The sequence below is a fragment of the Methanosarcina vacuolata Z-761 genome, assembly GCF_000969905.1.
Classification (GTDB): domain Archaea; phylum Halobacteriota; class Methanosarcinia; order Methanosarcinales; family Methanosarcinaceae; genus Methanosarcina; species Methanosarcina vacuolata.
In genome coordinates, this window is the sequence record NZ_CP009520.1 from 4,310,705 (window position 1) to 4,329,502 (window position 18,798).

Sequence of the window (18,798 nt, forward strand, 5' to 3'; positions counted from 1 at the left end):
GCGACTGGCTATTAAGAGCCTGTCTGAAAAATGTTAGAATTTACAGAAGAGTTAATAATGGTGTTGAATATGTAGGAGCAAGTAGCATTTGCATACCTAGTGTCCTGGCAACTTAGTTATGATACATCAATACATAGACAATACTTCATCTGTAGTCCCGGTTCTTAATTATAATGATCCATAACTAAATTGCGTAGACACTAGTAGGTGTATTAAGAGATTATGGAAGCTAAACAACGTACTCACATTTGACATAGTGAATTGCGAGGAAAGAATGCCGAAATAATCATAAAAAACGAAAGTGAAAACCGCAAGAGCAGCCCAGTAAAGTGGAAAAATCCGTAAAATACGTTTTTTATAAAAAAGCAATACATCTTTGATGGATGAAATTTTGCTGTTATTATAATGTATAAGAGATCCGCTTATGAATTAAAAAGTGACAATCCGATTTTGGCAAAAAAAGGAGTAAATATTAAAATCGTATACCTGATGTATTTATATCCCAGGTAGGCAGTACTGTGTGTTAAGAGTATAGCTAATATGGCAATTGCTCTCAATAAATCAAAGGCTAGTATTTTTTCTTTCACGGTAGCTCATAAGATTTCGAAAGTTATATATCATTTGATATAATATTAGGCAGTTCTTTAATTTAAAATGTCAGTCAAAGCCTCAAATTTCCCAGCTATTTTAAGTATTTCGTCCACCGAATGTAAATAAAACAAATTTACTTGTTTTGAAGGATTTTTCGGCTTGTTCCGGCTGTTCAATTGATAAGTTTTTATAACATAATCCGTAATTAAAGGATATAAATACATATTTATTAAATAGTATGTATTTTTCATAATCTTATGCACCTATAAACATAAGAGGGATTATAAATGGCAGAATATACCCCAAAAGAAAGATTGTACCGTGCATTAAGGAAACAGCAGGTGGACAGGATGCCAGCTGTCTGTTTCACTCAGACTGCAACTGTCGAACAGATGGAAGCTTGCGGAGCCTACTGGCCAGAAGCCCATGCCGACGCAGAGAAAATGGCGACTCTTGCGGAAGCAGCGCATACCGTAGTAGGTTTTGAAGCTGTGAGAGTTCCCTTTGACATTACAGCTGAAGCTGAATTTTTTGGTTGCGGTATAAAGGCTGGCGACCTGAAGCAGCAGCCTTCAGTGATTAAACCCAGTGTTAAGAACCTGGAAGATCTGGAGAAATTAAAGAATTACAACCTGAAAGAAGGCAGAATTGCAGTAATCCTTGAAGCTGTCAAGATTCTCTCCGAAAAATACGGGAAAGAGCTCCCGATTATAGGGTCCATGATAGGTCCTTTCTCTCTTGCCCAGCATATTAACGGAGATGCCTGGTTCGGAAACCTTTTCACAGGAGAAGAGATTGTCCCCGCGCTTCTGGACTTCTGCTCGGACTTCAATGTAGCATATGCAAAAGCAATGGTTGAAAACGGTGCAGACACCATAGCCATCATTGACCCGACAGCAAGCTATGAGCTCATTGGTGGAGAGTTCTACGAGAAGTATGCCCTGCCCTATCAGAAGAAGATAGTTGATGCAATGAAGGAACTCGATGTGGCTACAGTGCTTCACATTTGCGGAAACACAACCAACGGCCTTGGAATTATGGATAAGACCGGCGTAAACGGGATCAGCGTAGACCAGAAGGTAGACATCAAGACCGCAACCGGTAATGTGAAAAATGCAATCGTTGTCGGAAACCTTGACCCTGTAGCCGTGCTCTGGAACGGAAATCCGGAGGAGATTGAAGAAGCCTCAAAGAAGGCACTTGACGCAGGCGTTGGGTTACTCACCGTTGGCTGCGGGACTGTCAGTATGACACCAACAGTCAATCTTCAAAAGATGATTGAGTGCGCAAAAAGCCACACATACTAAAAACATTGCTGAATAGATTCAGATACTGAATATATCGGACACTGATGGTGTGCCGTATTAATGAAATTTAAAAACGGATAAGCCGGCCTTAAGCCGGCCTTATTTTTAATAATTTTCCAAAAAAATTACTTTATCAGGCTTGTTTTCTTTCATCTAATCTAGTATTCTTCAATCTAGCATTTTTTAATCTAGCATTTTTCAAGCTAGCATTCTTCAATTTAGCATATTTCAATTTAGCATTCATCAAGCTAGCATTTTTCAATCTAGCATATTTCAATTTATCATTCTTCAATCCAGCATTCTTCAAGCTAGAATACTTCAATCTAGCATTTTTCAGAAGAAACCATTATTCAGCCCGCAAGTATGAAATTATTAGTTAAAGACCTCTTTTTAAAAAATATACCGCATAGGATCTTGCGGCAGAAGATTGAAGATCTCGAAAAAGAATACCGCGACCTCAAATTATAGTATTTATACTTTTTGCTTTTGGGGTTAATAATATTGAAGATCAGATATAAAAACAGATTTGAAGCACAGGACTTTGAAGCTGGAGATTGCATATATAAAAGAGATTGCAATGGCTTGAAATTCCAGTATTTATATTTTGTCTTTAATGCTCATATTTTAAAATTTAAGAGAAAAAAATAATGGGAATATAGTATTCGTTTATATAGTATAATTTTAATCTTTATTTAGGGATTGAGCCTTGAATGTTCAGGACAATTCCAGGCAGTTCCAACAGGCATACTGTTGGAAAATTCGGGATATAAAGCTAATTCGACTGGGAAACAAATTTGCAGTTTCCGGCAAGTAAATTCCCCGGTAACAATGTCATAAGAGAAGAAATTATTCACAACGGACCCGAACCTATTCGGGCAAAATGGCAAATGACAGTGAATAATTTTGAAGATAAATAATTAGAAATTCGTAAAGTAACATCCTCGCGCCTAATGGCTGAAAAATATAAGGCAGCAGAGGGATCTGAACCTAAAATAAGAACCCCATGCAAATGCTCTTTTTTAGCTAGCGGAGCTTGGGTCTGTGTTCAAGCATAAAGCCTTTGCGAGAAAATGACTCTGGAGATATTTTACTGCCCAACGATGCTGCAAAGAACTACGAATCTCAGTGGAGGTTTATAAAAATGGCAAATCAAGAGATTTTTGATAAGTTACGCGACGCAATCGTAAATCAAAACGTTGCAGGCACCGCACAGCTATGCAAGGAGGCTCTGGCTTCAGGAATTCCGGCACTTGACATTATTACAAAGGGCCTTTCCATTGGAATGAAAATTGTCGGTGATAAGTTTGAAGCCGCTGAGATTTTCCTGCCTCAGATCATGATGTCTGGAAAAGCGATGAGCAATGCAATGGAAGTTCTTACCCCTGAACTTGAAAAGAACAAGAAAGAAGGAGAAGAAGCTGGACTTGCCATCACCTTTGTTGCAGAAGGAGATATTCACGACATTGGTCACAGGCTTGTTACCACTATGCTCGGAGCAAATGGATTCCAGATCGTTGACCTTGGAGTTGATGTGCTTAATGAAAACGTTGTAGAAGAGGCTGCAAAACACAAAGGGCAAAAGGTTCTTCTTGTTGGTTCTGCCCTTATGACCACCTCCATGCTCGGCCAGAAAGACCTTATGGACAGGCTCAGAGAAGAAAACCTCAGAGACAGTGTAAAGTGCATGTTCGGAGGAGCTCCTGTATCTGATAAATGGATTGCCGAAATCGGAGCAGATGCAACTGCAGAAAACGCTGCAGAAGCCGCAAAAGTAGCACTTGAGGTAATGAAATAATCCTGGAGGCAAAAGACGATGACATTTAAAAAATCATTTGACTGCTATGATTTCTACGACAGAGCTAAAGTAGGAGAAAAGTGTACCCAGGATGACTGGGACCTTATGAAGATCCCTATGAAAGCAATGGAGCTCAAGCAGAAGTACGGGCTTGACTTCAAAGGAGAGTTTATCCCAACAGACAAGGATATGATGGAAAAACTCTTCAAGGCCGGCTTTGAGATGCTCCTTGAGTGCGGAATTTACTGTACCGACACACACAGGATTGTAAAATACACTGAAGACGAAATCTGGGATGCAATTAACAACGTGCAGAAAGAATTCGTGCTCGGAACTGGCAGGGATGCCGTTAATGTCAGAAAGAGAAGTGTTGGTGACAAGGCAAAGCCAATCGTACAGGGTGGGCCTACTGGTTCTCCAATTTCAGAAGACGTATTTATGCCTGTTCACATGAGCTATGCCCTGGAAAAAGAAGTAGACACCATCGTTAACGGTGTCATGACCTCGGTACGCGGAAAAGCTCCTATTCCAAAAAGCCCTTACGAAGTCCTTGCTGCAAAGACCGAAACAAGGCTCATTAAGAACGCGTGCGCCATGGCCGGTAGGCCTGGCATGGCTGTCTAGGGCCCAGAGACCTCCCTGTCCGCTCAGGGAAACATTTCCGCTGACTGTGCCGGTGGAATGACCTGTACGGACAGCCACGAGGTCTCGCAACTCAACGAACTCAAGATCGACCTTGATGCAATTTCAGTTATTGCTCACTACAAAGGGAACAGCGACATCATTATGGACGAACAGATGCCCATCTTTGGAGGGTATGCAGGTGGAATTGAAGAAACCACAATTGTAGATGTTGCAACCCACATTAACGCTGTTCTCATGAGCAGTGCAAGCTGGCATCTTGACGGCCCAGTCCACATCCGCTGGGGTTCAACCAACACCAGGGAAACCCTTATGATTGCAGGATGGGCATGTGCAACAATTTCCGAATTTACGGACATACTGTCAGGTAACCAGTACTACCCATGTGCAGGCCCATGTACTGAGATGTGTCTGCTCGAAGCTTCAGCCCAATCCATTACCGACACAGCATCAGGCAGAGAAATCCTCTCAGGAGTAGCCGCAGCAAAGGGTGTCGTTACCGACAAGACCACAGGTATGGAAGCCAGAATGATGGGAGAAGTAGCAAGGGCAACCGCAGGTGTGGAAATATCAGAAGTAAATGTGATACTCGACAAGCTTGTAGCACTCTATGAGAAGAACTATGCAAGCGCACCAGCAGGAAAGACCTTCCAGGAATGCTACGACGTAAAGACCGTAACCCCAACTGACGAGTACATGCAGGTATACGACGGAGCAAGGAAGAAGCTCGAAGACCTAGGACTTGTATTCTAAGTTGAAAGTCCAGAGCCTGAAATATATACTGACGGAAACGAAAAGCCAGCGGGTTAGCTCGCTGGCTAATTTTTTTAACAACATTCAGGCGAAACAATTATATAGACATGTTGCAAATGCTAAGGATTTTTTGAAAAATAACTAAAAAAATATAATAACTTAGTATTAAAAAGGGGATATTAAAATGGATATCTGGACTTTAATAAACGGACTTATATATCTCCTGGCTTTCGGATTGATGGGCTGGGTCTTACTGGATGCCAGTAAGGTTTCAAAAAGAAGAGGCTGATAGACATGTCTGAACATGAGTCTGCCAGCTTAGTGAAAACTCTGAGGCCTTTCCATGTATGGGCTCTAGGAGTTGGTATCGTGCTGGTCGGAGAATACATGGGCTGGAACTTTACCGTTGCAAAAGGAGGCGTTCTCGGGTCTTTGCTTGCCATGCTGGTTGCAGGAACAATGTATGTCATAATCTCCCTCTGTGCCAGTGAACTTGGATCAGCAACCAAACTTGCAGGAGGACCCTATGACTGGGCAAGATTATTTATCGGGCCCGGGGCGGCTGCCAGTGTGGGACTTGCGGTGTATATGGAGTATATAGCCCTTGAAGCGGCAGATGCTATTGTTGTTGCATCCATTTCACAGAGTATCTTCCCGGAGCTGCAGGTTTATCCAGTAACTCTGCTTGTTATTGCACTTCTAACCTTCATTAATTACCGTGGCGTTGTTGCGGCATTAACTCTGAACTTTGTCCTGACCATGATCGCTTTCATTGCAATATTGGCCTTCTTCTTTTCAACTGCCTTTGGAATAGGGGATATTCACCCTGAGTACCTTTTGCAGGGTGCTCTACCAAACGGCATGATAGGCCTCTTTGCAGCTTTACAATTCGGGCCATGGTTTTACTTAGGGATAGAAGGAGCGGCAATGTGCGCAGAAGAGTGCAAACACCCATCAAGGGCAGTGCCTCTTGGACAGCAGGCTGGAATGATTACTCTGCTCATAGGAGCAGCAATGACCCTCTACTTATGTGCAGTGCTGATCCCTGCCGATCTACTTGGAGTTTCAGTTTATCCGCTTTTTGAGGCTGCACAGAACAGTGGGATCTTAATCTTTGTTGCCCTGCTGGGGCTTGGAACATTTCTGACATGTGTTGCCAGTGCAAACGGCTGCGTTTGTGACTCCTCACGCTCCTGGTTTGCGCTCTCAAGAGACAATTACGTGTCTTCCTGGTTCTCAGCAGTGCATCCGAAGTATAATACTCCATACAGAGCAGTAATCTTCACGATGCCTGTTGCAATCGGCTTTGCATTCAGCGGTTATCTTGACCAGGTAATTACCTTCTCAATTGTTTCGGGGCTGCTTTGCTACGTTTTGATTCCTTTCTCCCTGATACGCTTTAGAAAACTCTTCCCGGAGACTACGAGTAAAGTCAGGCCTTTTGTGGGCCCTCTTCAGCCGTATATTGCCTATTTTGCAATTGCAATCGCAATTACGATTCTTTCAACGCTGTTCTGGGGCTACAAGTATAACCTGATCTTCGCTTTTGTATTCTACGGTATTGCGTACTTCTATTTCAGCCACAAACACAAGAAATCAAACATTGAAAATAACTGGGCTGAAATGGGCTGGCCCTCACCCAAAGGATCGGAAAATAGAAGAATTAAGAAGGAGGCGACGGGCATTGGAGACGAATGATCAGGCACTGGAAAGCAAATATCACAGCAAACTTACCGGAGATACGTCTCTCGTAGTAGGCATGCTTGTTTTGCTCATATGTGTGGAAGGATTTCTAGCATACAGGATTCTCTCCGAGACATGGGAGATTGCTTCAGGTTTCTTCTACCTCTACGTAATCTTCATAGGACTGATCATTTTGATCGAGACCATAGGGTGCCTGAAGGTGAGAGAATCAATCAAAACCCACATGTTCGAGTTCAAATATTATGATTGAGGAGACAGAAGTATGGCAGAAAAGAGCATTATGGCAGAAGTCTTTGACATCTTATTTATCTTCGTGCTTGCCTTTGCCTGTGTGGTAATTCCTACAGAAATCCAGGGAGCAGTACTCGTTTCCTGGGAAGAAGGAGGATCTGGGATAGGCTTTGTCTGGGACCCTGTTGGTTTCTTCAGCCTCTTGCTGGTGATAGTTGCTTTCTTTGTTGTGATTTTATATCATTCAGTAAAGCACTATAAATACTGAAAAAAAAGTTTAATAGAATGACTGCCTGAAGGAATAGTTCAGGCAGACAACCTTTTTTAAAATTAAGGCCGAATATCATCTTTTTCAATCGTACTTCATGATTCTATTCTGCCATGTGAGCATGACCTCCCTGAAAAGAGGGAGTTCTTCAGGGAGTAATGGAGGGATTTATTTGTGGATTTTAGAAAAGGCCTGATCTGGCATATACTCAAGGAAGTCCAGGCTCTGAACCACCTTCAGGAAGTACAGCACATCACACTGGATGTTCTGAACCCTAAGGTCCACACCTCGTTTAAAAAGTGTAACGGAGCCCCTTAACTCCTTAGAAGCTTGAGATTCTGGCCTATCTACAATAAAAAATAAAAGCTAATTGTATATATAATTTACCATGTTAATTTTGATTAAATGGTTAAAATATAAGTAGTTTTTTATTTTATGATAACTCCAAAGAGAAGCATATATATAGTATATTAAAAAGGAAGGAAAGTAGAGATAAAAACAGGATTCTTGACCACAAAATCAGTAGAGAGTCGAGCTTTCACAGATATATAAGACACAAAAAGGCAGAAAAAGCAGTAAAAGGCGGCAAAAAACGGTAAAAAACAGTAAAAAGTAGTAAAAGCAGTAAAAAACGATAGAAATCAATAAAAAATATTAATAAAGCAGAAAAAGCAGCAAAAAGCAGTAAAAAGACAGCGAAAGAAAACAGAAGGAAAAACGACCCTAAAAATTAGGAAAGAGAAGAGATCAGTTTCTCAAGCTGGATTCTCTCATTGGCAGCATCCTTAAGATGGGCATCGGCTTCGGAAATTTTCACAATAATCCGGGCAATGTCTGTATCCGCTTCTCCCGAATCTGCGAGAGCTTCTGAAAGCTTTTCAAGAATCTCGACTCCTAAAAGCCCTTTTTCAACTATCATCTCATCAAGGAGCTTCCGTCCTCTGGAAAAATCTCCAGCAAGAGCCGCAGAAAGCAAATTGTCAATATTTTCGTCCCTGCCCAGAGTAACCTCATACACCATCTCTTCAGTAATAACCGGATCTTGTGCAACCAAAGAAGCAAGCTGTAGAGTCTGCACTGCCTTTGCAACATTTCCCTTCGCAGAATAAAGGATTGCATCAAATGCGCCTTCCGAAAGCTGTAACTTTTCAGCACAGCAGATTTTCTCAAGATGAGTTTTCAGAACCGTGTCCGGAACATATGTGAAAAAAATTTGAAGACCTCTTGAGCGGAGCGGAGCAATAAGTTTGGAAGGTTTGGTAGTGGAAAGAATAAACCGGCATGTTGCACTGTACTTTTCCATAATTCGCCTTAGAGCATGCTGTGAATCAGAATTCAGGGACTCAGCATTGTCGATGTAGATTAACTTGTAATCGGCATCCAGCGATGCCATTCCAGCATATTCATTGATAATTTCCTTGAAAATATCAATGACACTTTTATAGATTTTCTTTGGGTCATCAGTACCCAGAAAACGCACGAAACGCTTGTCTCGGACGAGATAGCGCTTTCCCTGGTCAAAAAAATCTGAAGCATTGAAGTATGCAAAATTGTTTTTCCAGGTACGCCCATAGAGCTGTCTGGCAAGAGCAAGAGCTGCTGTCGTTTTTCCGGAATTTTCAGGGCCGTAGAAAATAAGGTGGGGAAGAGTCCCGGACTGGGCAAGTTCGGAAAGCGTGGCTACAGCATGTTCGTTTCCAAGCATTTCCTTCAGGGTACCCGCCCTGTATTTCAAAGTCCAGAGATCCTGCATACATTCCACCTTGATTTTTGACTCCTGGATACCAATCAACCTCAAAGAACTTTACTTTTCGCTCAATACTTATTCAGTTATGCTTGCAGTTCCGTTTTCATCTACGTTCAGAAGTTCCTTGATTACTATACCATAAACCGGCCTTGCGATAACCACACCAATTAAGACACCAATGATGGTAGTAATTGCAAAGCCCTTCAAAGTACCAAAGCCCATTACAACCAGAGGGGACAGGGCAATTATGTTTGTGGCGGCTGCTCCTAAAATGATTGTAAAAGCCTTTGTTATCCTGGATTTAAAAACCCTTGTTGGAGGGAGTTTGCCTTCGGAAAGCACTTCATCTGTAATGATCACGAGGTGGTCAATCCCAGTACCTATGGAAGCTATAACACCTGCAATTGACGCCAGGTCAAGCTGCCACCCTATCAGTGCTGCAACTCCGAGGATCATGATAACTTCACTGGTAGAAGTTCCAACCATGGGTATCAGAATTTCAGGCCTCCTGTACTTGAAGTAAACCACGGCTGCCACCCCAATCAGGGAAATCAAACCTATAATCAGGGCTGCAGTCTTGAACTGCGCTCCGAGACCTGCATCCACATGTCCTGAACCTACAAGCTCTACATTGACAGGAAGAGCCCCTGCCCGAAGGTGAACCTGAAGTGCTGTAGCTTCGGTTTTTGCAGCATCATCAGTACCCGTGGAAGCTTCCCAGGAATAAATTGGACCTTCTCGCAGTTTTTCGGCTGCAGAGTAACTTAAAGGAGCTCCATAAATTTCAACTCCATCAAGATACATCATCAGGTAATGAGAATCAGGATCATCAATTGCTCCGGTTTCGAGTGCAACTTTCTGGAGTGTCCGAGCTCCGTCATCATCCAGGGTGAAAGGAGTATGCCACTGTTCATCATGGAAGCTTGGAACTCCCACACTTACAATCGAATCGCCGTAAAGGACATGTTCGGTTTCATTTCCAGTTGTCTGAATCCGGATCTCAAACTTCCCAGGTTTTTCAGCTATTTCCTTAGCAGTTGCCAAGTCAATGCCTGCAAAATCAATAAGGATGTATTTGTCCCCTACGGTTCTTACAGGAATATCTTTGATACCCAGAGAGTTCAGCTTATCACTTAGGATCTCCTTTGTCAGGTCTCTGGTATCGGTGCTTACTCCTTCTTCGTAGGTTGAAGTCCCATCTTCGTTCTTGTGGATCGAACCTCCAACCTTTTCCAGTAGAGACTCAAGCTTTTGTTCCGTGACTGCAGTCCTGATTTCATAGACAGTTCCGTCCTCATCACTCTGGGCCATTACTTCTGCATCAAGGGCTTTTGATAGGTACGACTGGATGAGACCTTCCTTGCTGGTATCAGAGATAGTTACCTGAGTTGTGCTCCCACTCAGCTTGTCCACACTTATCGTGCCAAGATACTCAAGCTGGGATGCGCTGACAGTCCCAGATGTTGTAAAGGTGACAGATTTATTGGCAGAGCCGCCGGCATCAAGGGTATTTTTTGTGATCTCAATAGGGGCTCCAATTATAGGCTCTACAATTCCGCTGACTAATTTTCCGGAATCTACATCTACCTGGGCAAGTGCTCCTTCCAGTTGTATCTGGAGCCAGGACCCACCTTCCAGATCAAGTCCAAAATTAAGATTAGAAGTTGTCCCTTTTCCGGGGGTATAGCCTGGGTGAATAGCCACTATAGAGCCAAGAAGGATTAAAATAAAGATAATGACTCTTGGATTTTTAAGAAGGCTTTTTTTGTCGCTCATCTGTTATACCTCCCTCTGAATTCGGGTTTCATCGCATACCATCGTAAAATTCCCGTATTCAGGAGCCAGGTATTCATCATGTCTGCAATAAGTCCCGCAATCAGCACAATTGAGATCTGCGAAAGCAGAGTAATCTGTGTGAATGAGGAAATGACAAGATAGGAGAAAGTTGAGACTATGTACATGGACACAAGCGCTGCAAGGGTTGTAGTAGTCATGGTGATACCTGTATGCATCGCCTTGGAAACTTTCTCTTCTACCGTACCCCGGCGTTTAATTACCCTGTTTGTGAGCAGGATATCACTGTCTACAGAATAACCGATAAGCATAAGCAACGCCGCAAGTGTTCCCAGGGAAAGTTCAATCCCTGCAACTCTCATGAAAGCAGCTGCAATAGCAATATCTGAAAATGCAGAAAGTATCACTGCACAGGAAGGAACAAAAGTCCTGAAGAGCAGGAATACCACAATTCCCATTCCTATAAAGGAAATAATTAGGGCTTCTAGGGCCTGTACCTGCAGAGTCTTGCCGTAAATAGGCCCAACTTGCTGAATCTGCACATTGGAATATTTGTGACTCGTAATATCCTTTTCAAGCTGACGCTGCTGCTCATCATCCATGATCCCAAACTGCATGATAACCCTGCTTCCGGTCTGCCGGACATCGGTGATGGGGTAAGAAGAATACGTTTTTTCAAGTACAGCAGGAGAATCAGTCGTTTCTATCGAAATCTGAGTACCGCCCTGGAAATCCATTCCCAGTTTTACCGGCGATCCGCTACTCACAAAGGAAACTAGCAGTATTGCTAAAGAAACTGCGAGTATCGCAAGGGGGAGGGCCAGCAACTGGCGGTCATCATGACTTTTCACGAAATTATCTAAAATTTCGGCCAAACCTGTTGCCATAATTTAATACTCCGGATGCGTGTATCTATTATTTTATTGAACCTATCCGAACAGCTCATTACATCCAGATATATAATCCTGATGTATAATTCAGAACACGAAGTTTATAATCAAGTTTATTGAAAATCTTGAATTTACTTTGCTATTCGGGTTCAGGTAACGGGGGATAACGTTCTGGATGTTTTAATATTATAAATAAGTATATATAAACAAGCATGTTAGAAACAAATTAGTGTTATAAATAAGTTAATTTGTTTTACCTCTGTATTCTCACAGATTATATTAACTCTTCCTCTAGCAATTCTTCTCTATATACCGTTTAATTTATTCCACTTAAAAGTAACTCTTAAAAATGGTACAGACTTTAACGTCACAGCTATATATACCAGTTACTGTTCATTAAAAATAATGACCCAAAGACCTTCAATTGATGAGTACTTTCTTGAAATCGCCTTTGTAGTAGGCAAACGGGCCACATGCCTCCGAAAGAATGTGGGAGCTGTTATCGTACGAGATAAAAGAATCCTCGCAACCGGATATAATGGGGCACCTAGCGGCATGGACCACTGTCTTGAAATTGGGTGTATCAGGGATCTGGAAAAGATTCCTTCAGGCACAAGACAGGAAAAGTGCAGGGCAGTACATGCAGAACAGAATGCAATTATCCAGGCTGCAATCCATGGGGTAAGCATAGCAGGCGCAACCATTTACTGTACACACCAGCCCTGTATCCTTTGCGCAAAAATGCTTATCAACTCGAACATCAAAAGAGTAGTATACGCAACTTACTATCCCGACAACGATTCACTTGAGTTTTTTAGGGACGCGGGTGTGAAAGTGGAATATATACCTTTTGAACTAAAAAGCGAGACTTCAAGCGTGAACTGAACTTACTGAGTTTAAGAATCTCCTGCTCTCACGCTTGCAGAAGAATATTTATATAATGAGTTTAAAAATAGTTTAACTGTTTATGGTTCAGTTATTTAAGATATTGATATAAAAGAACGTAAAAACACTTTAGGGAGATACCTTACCTAGAAATCATAAAAGATCGAAAGTCTGGCGTGACTAGATTTTATCCGCTCAAAAATTTGTCAGATGGCTAGATAGGCTATATGGACTTATAGAAGAGTAAGAGGTGGAACAATGTCTGAAGAATTAAAAGCCAGAGTATTAAGGATAGAAACTTTGATTGATTATCAGGAAGGAGCCGTTGTAAGCAGAGAAATTATCCGTAAGAATACCGGAACCGTAACTATATTTGCCTTCGATAAAGGTGAGGGACTGAGCGAGCATACTGCTCCTTTTGACGCCATGGTTCAAATAACAGCTGGAAAGGCAGAAATCACAATCTCGGGAAATAAAAATGTTCTGGAGAAAGGGGACATGATTATAATGCCTGCCAACGAACCCCATTCACTCCATGCCCTGGAAAGGTTCAAAATGATTCTAACTATGATCCGCTCTTAATACTATTGAGTCCCATTTCACATTGCAGCAAGTTGTTTTTCATCCAGGTAAGTCGAGACACGGAATCAAACTCCCGAGACTCTAACATTATATAAAATTGAAGTTATGATATTTCTAACTCAATATCTAAGCTCTGAAGTTTACTTTTTTAATTAGGTTCTTTTCATTCAGCTATTTTCATTCAGCTATTTTCATTCAGCTATTTTCATTCAGCTATTTCATTCAGCTATTTTCATTCAGCTATTTTCATTCAACTTTTTTTTGAAGGCAGCGAAGTCCTTTTTTAATTACGTCCAGTTCTTCAGGACGATACATTTCCTTTATAAAGGTCTCTTCTTCACAATAATAATCAAAACCACGAATTAAAACTACGGGAGTTCCGCCTGCCCCTTCGCCCATCAGAAGATTTGCGGCACCTGCAAGTTCATCGGCAACTGCTTCCTCTGTAACCTCAAGGACTTTTCCGAAGAGATCTTTTTCTCCAATCCAGTGCTTTACAGGCTTCATCTTGTAAATTCCTATGGCAGCGCCGGTCTGCCCTATTTTAAAAGCTCTCCCGTTTGTGTCTGTGACAATCACACTTAACTTTTTCCCGCTCAACTTTTCAAGCTCCTGCCCGAGCCTTGAAGCACTGGCATCTGGATTTACCGGAGGATAGAGCAAAAATCCGTCTTCAATATTTGATTCGTCAACCCCTGCATTTACGCAGGTATGCCCTGCTAGAGTTGTCACAAGCATAAATGGCTTTTCCACAAGCACCTCCCTGCTCCGGGAAAGTACGGCCTGGATAAACCTCGCATCTTTTCCGTTTCGGGATGCCATCTCAAGTGCTATTTTCCCTGGAGTAATATCTTCTAGCCTGAAGACCTCCCCTTCAGCTTTAGCAACGATGGTCGAGGCAACGATAACAATGTCACTGTCCTGAAGTTCCAGATTATCACAAATGATCGAGGGCAGATTGTCCCCAGTATGTATAAGGGGGATATTCTCAACGGTTACGGCTTCGAATTTCAAGTCTTTTCCTCAGAAAGCTTTGAGTTAATAAGAGTACCTGAATTTTGTGCAATTAGATACAGAAGATAAAGGGCATAATTCATTGAATGAATAATTTGCAGCAGTAAAGGCAGTAACCATAAATAAGACCACCGATATACTTTATCTTGCGGCGATGATGAGAGTTACCCCAACTGAGCAAAAGATGATGAGAACAATTTCCTGATGCCGCGCTTTTCACCTATTAGCATGAAAATACTGCTATCTGCAAGCACTTTCATTGATTGTGCATGTTATTCAAAGAATATCATGTTTGTTTTCGGCAGACCTTAGTTTTTCAGTTTACTTTATTTTTCCAACTTACTTTATTTCCCAACTTACTTTATTTCCCAACTTACTTTATTTCCCAACTTACTTTATTTCCCAACTTACTTTATTTTCGATCTTGTTTAGTTATCAATAATATGTTTCTCTAGGGAGCAAAGTTAAGAGCTTTTAAAAGCTTTTATCTGCTTGCAAATTGTTTTTTATAAGGGTGTTAAAATGGGACAGTATGACCTGAACGAAATTATAGAAAAAATAAAGGAAAAAATCCCTTTCGAGTTAAAGGACAACGAACGAAGCAGAATCTGGAGTTTAAGAGTAATTATAAGTAAGCTGTACTACGCCCTGGAATATGAGAAAGACCCTCAAGCCACCAGGCAAAAGGTAACTCAGCTTCTTCTTTATCACGGGCAGTTTAGTAAAGAAGAAATCGACAAGACATTTCAAGCATCAGCAAAAGAAACTACTAAATATTCAATAGAATTTCTAAAACAGCACCCCGAGGTTGCACAGGCTGAAGCCAGAAAAAGTAAAGAATTTCCTGAAGAAGGAGAGAAAGAAGAGAAAATAAAGGAAATAAAATATATTTTTCCGCATTACTGCTGAGAGCCTATGGTGTTTTTCAATTCATTATTTTATAAGAGTGATATTTATATAAGTGTTTGAAATATTAAAGTTGAGTGAACCTGCAAAAACCGATTCTAAGCCATATAAGCTCCTTAACCAAGTGATAGATACCCTTATATCTCTTGATTGCTAATTTATATGCTCTGGTTTAATAGTATAACAATATATATTGAAATATAAGATCTCAAAGAATAATATCTCAAATATATTCAAATAGTAAAGACAATATGAGAAATTATGGAAAGTGCTGGAGATACAAATAAAGAGACTCTTTTTAGTTATGAGGATAATGACGATACACGGTACTCCCGAGCGTCTCATGTAACAAAAGTCTCGATGCTTTTAAACTTTTTATTGACAACTTTTAAGTTTGCAGCTGGGATCCTTGGTAATAGTTCAGCAATGATAGCGGATGCAGCTCATTCACTATCAGACTTTATAACTGATATCGCAGTGATTGTAGGTTTAAAAATCGCTAAAAAACCAAGGGACAGCACACATAATTATGGACATGGGAAAATTGAGACTTTAGCTGCCGCATTTATTGGCCTTGTACTTATTGCGGCTGCTTTTGGAATATTCTGGGGCGGTCTTCAGAAAGTTATTACTTTTTATCAGGGAGAGAGTCTGCCAGAGCCAAGTAAAATCGCTCTTGCTGCAGCAGCCATTTCAATTGTGTTAAAAGAATGGCTATACCGCTACACTATAGAATGCGGTCGAGAACTTAAGAGTGATGCGGTAATTGCAAATGCCTGGGATCACCGTTCGGATGCTCTCTCCTCTGTAGGAACCATGCTAGGAATAGGAGGCGCGATCTTTCTTGGAGGCAAGTGGGTAGTGCTTGATCCACTAGCTGCAATTGTATTAAGTTTCTTTATCTTTAAAGTGGCATTTGATGTTTCTTACAAAAACCTCAATGAACTGCTGGAAGCTTCGCTTGATTCGGAGACTTACAGAAATATTGAACGAGTCCTTGATTCGACTGAAGGTGTCTTAGGCTTCCATGAGCTAAAAACCCGAAAAATAGGGAATGCCATGGCTGCAGATGTCCATATTGAGGTAGACCGGGATTTAAATATCGTAGATGCACATGAAATCTCAACGCAGATAGAAAACAGGCTAAAAGAGGTCTGCGGCAGTAACGGTCACTTTTCGATTCATGTGGAGCCATGTCCTGACTCCAAATACTATGATAAGAACACATCCAGAACAAATAATAGAACCAGATTATGAAAATTAAGAGTCGGATTGATTGAAAATCAGAGTGAGTAAAAATCAGAGTGAGTAAAAATCAGAGTGAGTGAAAATCAGAATGAGTGAAAATCAGAATGAGTGAAGTTGGAAAATCAACAAGAAAAATTCAAAATAGACAGGCTGCGGTTTTCTTTCGCAGTCTGAAATTAAATTTAATATTATACTTTTCGCTTCGAAAAGCTTACTCAATAGCTATTTTCTTTGTCGGCTCTTCCAATTGCATTTTCGGCAGCGTTATTTTCAGGACACCATTTTCCATTTTTGCAGTGCTTCCCTCTTCCTTAACGCTTGCAGGCAAGCGAATAGCCCTATAAAATTGAGTATATGCTCTCTCCCGGCGCAGGTACCCTTCTTCCTCAGTCTCTTTTTCCTTCCCGGTCTTTGCACTGATCTCAAGCATGTCTTCTTTAAGGTTAATCTGAACATCCTCTTTATTAATACCAGGCAGGTCGGTAGTGACTACAAGTTTGTCGTCTTCTTCCTTAATGTCGATAGCAGGAGTGTATACTTTTCCGCCTCCCCATTCTTCCATCGGCATAAAGTCTTCAAACAACTGATTGAGGCGCTCTTGCGTCCTTCTTATTTCTTCAAAAGGATCCCAGCGTCCAGGTCCTGGAAATGATCTTCTCATAGGCCATCTCATACAAAAATCCCCCTTAGTTAAAATGATAACACAGCTTTTATGTGCTATTTTGAATATATTGAGAAAGGATATATATGTTTTCCTGAATGATTTTACACAAACTTAGTACAAAAAAGAGCCAGTATGATAACAGAAAAAAATCAGAAAATCCAGAGCAGAGGATTTTCTGGAAATTAGGATGCTGAACAAATAGAAGCATCGAATGGAAAACGAGAAAAAGCAGTTATTTAGCCTTCACAAGTATTCCTATAAGATCCGAAGCTTTTACAAGGCCAAGAGAACCTTTTTTAGCCGATTCCTCATCGAAGGTCTCTGAACTATCAGATTCCGTTTTATCAGTTCTGTAGACTGCAAAAGGAACTGGATCTCGAGCATGAGTTTTTATGGAAATAGGAGTTGGATGATCAGGCAGTACGAGAATTGTAAAAGGCTCGTCTGAAGCCATCGCATGCTTAAGAATAGGAACTACAATTCGGCTATCGAAATCTTCAACAGCTTTTAACTTTTTATCAATGCTCCCTTCATGCCCGGCTTCATCCGGAGCTTCCACATGGACAAAAACAAGGTCCCTGGTTTTCAGAACCTCGATTGCAGCACTGGCTTTTCCTTCATAATTGGTATCCAGATAACCGGTTGCTCCCTGAACTTCAATTACATCCATTCCTGCATAAACTCCAATGCCTTTCAGAAGATCGACTGCCGAAATAACTGCCCCAGTTTTTCCATATAGTTCTTGAAATGGCGTAAACTTCGGAGCATATCCCTGGCCCCAGACCCAGATTGAATTTGCGGGATTCTTACCCTCTTCAATCCTTTTCAGATTAACCGGATGCAGTTCAAGAACGATCATAGATTTTTTCATCAGATCGGAAAAGAAATCTCCGTCTTTTCCTCCTGGCAGATATTCCTCAATTTTCTTTCCAGTAATATCATGCGGGGGAGTGCACTCTGTTTCAGCTCCCAGATTATTTTTGGCGACCAGAAGATGCCTGTAGCTGATTCCCGGATTAAAGCTCAGTTCTTCATTACCGAGTTCCGCATCAAGGGTTTCAATGAGAATTCTAGCTTCTTCACTACTGATATGCCCTGCGCTGTAGTCTTTTATTCTCCTATGCTCAATAGTCACAAGATTGCATCTGAAAGCCACATCATCAGATGCAAGAGCAACACCCATACTGGCAGCCTCCAGAGGGGCCCTACCAGAGTAATATACTGCTGGATCGTACCCGAGAATAGACATGTTTGCGACATCACTCCCGGGGTGAAGTTCATCAGGTATCGTTTTTGCAAGCCCTATTTTTCCATGGGCTGCGATATAATCCATAGCAGGGGTTCGGGCTGCCTGGAGAATGGTCTTTCCACCCAGTTTCTCTATTGGGTAATCAGCCATTCCGTCTCCTATAAGTACAGCGTATTTCATTGCTTCATCTCTTTCCAAATATCTTAGTCTTTCATCTCGGGAATTAAATATAATATTTTCTACCAGATCCAGATTACTTAGATTTATCGGGTATTTGCCAGCAGGTTTTTCTGCTGATCTGGAGATTAATTTCTAATCCATTTTACAAAAACGTTATAATATAGTATCCATATCCTATACAGAACAGGTTCTCAGCATAAAATGTATTAAGTGACGAAAGAGCCAATATATATCTTTCTCTACAAAAAAATCATGCTATTGAAAGCAATCTGCAAACCCGCAGAAATTTTGGAGAACTATTAATTCCAATCTGAATAATTAGTGAAGATAACCAAAACTATTATCAAC

The 18,798-nt window shown here is 41.2% G+C and carries 17 protein-coding genes and 1 pseudogene; 11 read left to right on the forward strand and 7 right to left on the reverse strand.

Annotated features, from left to right (window positions below; genetic code table 11):
• Nucleotides 1–878: 878 nt before the first annotated feature.
• A complete protein-coding gene (gene mtbA / locus MSVAZ_RS17810) occupies nucleotides 879–1,898 on the forward strand; it encodes a methylcobamide:CoM methyltransferase MtbA (protein ID WP_048123177.1) in 1,020 nt (339 codons plus the stop codon).
• Between the two features lie 133 nt (nucleotides 1,899–2,031).
• Here mtbA and MSVAZ_RS19855 read toward each other — a convergent pair whose 3' ends face one another.
• Nucleotides 2,032–2,235 (reverse strand): pentapeptide repeat-containing protein, encoded by a 204-nt coding sequence (locus tag MSVAZ_RS19855; RefSeq protein ID WP_082091188.1) that lies wholly within the window; start codon nucleotides 2,233–2,235, stop codon nucleotides 2,032–2,034.
• Nucleotides 2,236–3,039: 804 nt separating this feature from the next.
• Here MSVAZ_RS19855 and MSVAZ_RS17815 point away from each other — a divergent pair.
• The 6 genes and pseudogenes from MSVAZ_RS17815 (at nucleotide 3,040) to MSVAZ_RS20680 (ending at nucleotide 7,609) form a co-directional block, all read left to right on the forward strand.
• The gene (locus tag MSVAZ_RS17815; protein ID WP_048124322.1) at nucleotides 3,040–3,693 is read left to right on the forward strand and encodes a methyltransferase cognate corrinoid protein; all 654 of its coding nucleotides are present in this window, start codon (nucleotides 3,040–3,042) and stop codon (nucleotides 3,691–3,693) included.
• 18 nt (nucleotides 3,694–3,711) lie between these two features.
• Nucleotides 3,712–5,088: pseudogene (locus MSVAZ_RS20675) on the forward strand (monomethylamine:corrinoid methyltransferase).
• 294 nt (nucleotides 5,089–5,382) lie between these two features.
• Complete coding sequence (locus tag MSVAZ_RS17830; RefSeq protein ID WP_048123184.1) at nucleotides 5,383–6,786, forward strand: APC family permease; 1,404 nt, start codon at nucleotides 5,383–5,385, stop codon at nucleotides 6,784–6,786.
• Nucleotides 6,773–7,042: a hypothetical protein gene (locus tag MSVAZ_RS17835; protein ID WP_048123186.1), complete on the forward strand. Its 270-nt coding sequence runs from the start codon at nucleotides 6,773–6,775 to the stop codon at nucleotides 7,040–7,042. The genes MSVAZ_RS17830 and MSVAZ_RS17835 overlap by 14 nt, the downstream gene beginning before the upstream one ends.
• 12 nt (nucleotides 7,043–7,054) lie before the next feature.
• Nucleotides 7,055–7,291: an efflux RND transporter permease subunit gene (locus MSVAZ_RS17840; protein WP_048123188.1), complete on the forward strand. Its 237-nt coding sequence runs from the start codon at nucleotides 7,055–7,057 to the stop codon at nucleotides 7,289–7,291.
• Between the two features lie 174 nt (nucleotides 7,292–7,465).
• Nucleotides 7,466–7,609, forward strand: a complete 144-nt coding sequence (locus tag MSVAZ_RS20680; RefSeq protein ID WP_157206133.1) for a hypothetical protein — start codon at nucleotides 7,466–7,468, stop codon at nucleotides 7,607–7,609.
• Nucleotides 7,610–8,021: 412 nt separating this feature from the next.
• Here the strand turns inward: MSVAZ_RS20680 and MSVAZ_RS17845 are convergent, their stop codons facing one another.
• The 3 genes from MSVAZ_RS17845 to MSVAZ_RS17855 form a co-directional block, all read right to left on the reverse strand.
• A complete protein-coding gene (locus tag MSVAZ_RS17845; protein ID WP_048123190.1) occupies nucleotides 8,022–9,044 on the reverse strand; it encodes an AAA family ATPase in 1,023 nt (340 codons plus the stop codon).
• Between the two features lie 69 nt (nucleotides 9,045–9,113).
• Entirely contained in the window at nucleotides 9,114–10,814 is a 1,701-nt protein-coding gene (locus MSVAZ_RS17850; RefSeq protein ID WP_048123191.1) for a preprotein translocase subunit SecD, read from the reverse strand.
• Nucleotides 10,811–11,719, reverse strand: a complete 909-nt coding sequence (locus MSVAZ_RS17855; RefSeq protein WP_048123193.1) for a protein translocase subunit SecF — start codon at nucleotides 11,717–11,719, stop codon at nucleotides 10,811–10,813. The genes MSVAZ_RS17850 and MSVAZ_RS17855 overlap by 4 nt, the downstream gene beginning before the upstream one ends.
• Nucleotides 11,720–12,127: 408 nt before the next feature.
• Between MSVAZ_RS17855 and MSVAZ_RS17860 the strand changes: the two genes are divergently transcribed.
• Nucleotides 12,128–12,607: a deoxycytidylate deaminase gene (locus tag MSVAZ_RS17860; RefSeq protein ID WP_048123195.1), complete on the forward strand. Its 480-nt coding sequence runs from the start codon at nucleotides 12,128–12,130 to the stop codon at nucleotides 12,605–12,607.
• 258 nt (nucleotides 12,608–12,865) lie between these two features.
• Nucleotides 12,866–13,189, forward strand: a complete 324-nt coding sequence (locus MSVAZ_RS17865; protein WP_048123197.1) for a cupin domain-containing protein — start codon at nucleotides 12,866–12,868, stop codon at nucleotides 13,187–13,189.
• A gap of 246 nt (nucleotides 13,190–13,435) precedes the next feature.
• On the opposite strand, the gene MSVAZ_RS17870 is transcribed toward MSVAZ_RS17865, so the two are convergent.
• Nucleotides 13,436–14,203, reverse strand: coding sequence for a coenzyme F420-0:L-glutamate ligase (locus tag MSVAZ_RS17870; RefSeq protein ID WP_048123199.1), 768 nt, complete (start codon nucleotides 14,201–14,203; stop codon nucleotides 13,436–13,438).
• A 522-nt stretch (nucleotides 14,204–14,725) separates the two neighbouring features.
• On the opposite strand from MSVAZ_RS17870, the gene MSVAZ_RS17875 reads away from it, so the two are divergent.
• Together MSVAZ_RS17875 and MSVAZ_RS17880 are read left to right on the forward strand one after the other, a co-directional pair.
• A complete protein-coding gene (locus MSVAZ_RS17875) occupies nucleotides 14,726–15,112 on the forward strand; it encodes a hypothetical protein (RefSeq protein ID WP_048123201.1) in 387 nt (128 codons plus the stop codon).
• Nucleotides 15,113–15,370: 258 nt separating this feature from the next.
• Entirely contained in the window at nucleotides 15,371–16,366 is a 996-nt protein-coding gene (locus tag MSVAZ_RS17880; protein ID WP_048123202.1) for a cation diffusion facilitator family transporter, read from the forward strand.
• A 202-nt stretch (nucleotides 16,367–16,568) separates the two neighbouring features.
• Here the strand turns inward: MSVAZ_RS17880 and MSVAZ_RS17885 are convergent, their stop codons facing one another.
• On the reverse strand, nucleotides 16,569–17,030 hold the full coding sequence (locus MSVAZ_RS17885) for an Hsp20/alpha crystallin family protein (RefSeq protein ID WP_048123204.1): 462 nt from the start codon (nucleotides 17,028–17,030) through the stop codon (nucleotides 16,569–16,571).
• Between the two features lie 223 nt (nucleotides 17,031–17,253).
• Nucleotides 17,254–18,450, reverse strand: a complete 1,197-nt coding sequence (locus tag MSVAZ_RS17890; protein ID WP_048124324.1) for a cofactor-independent phosphoglycerate mutase — start codon at nucleotides 18,448–18,450, stop codon at nucleotides 17,254–17,256.
• Nucleotides 18,451–18,798 lie beyond the last annotated feature (348 nt).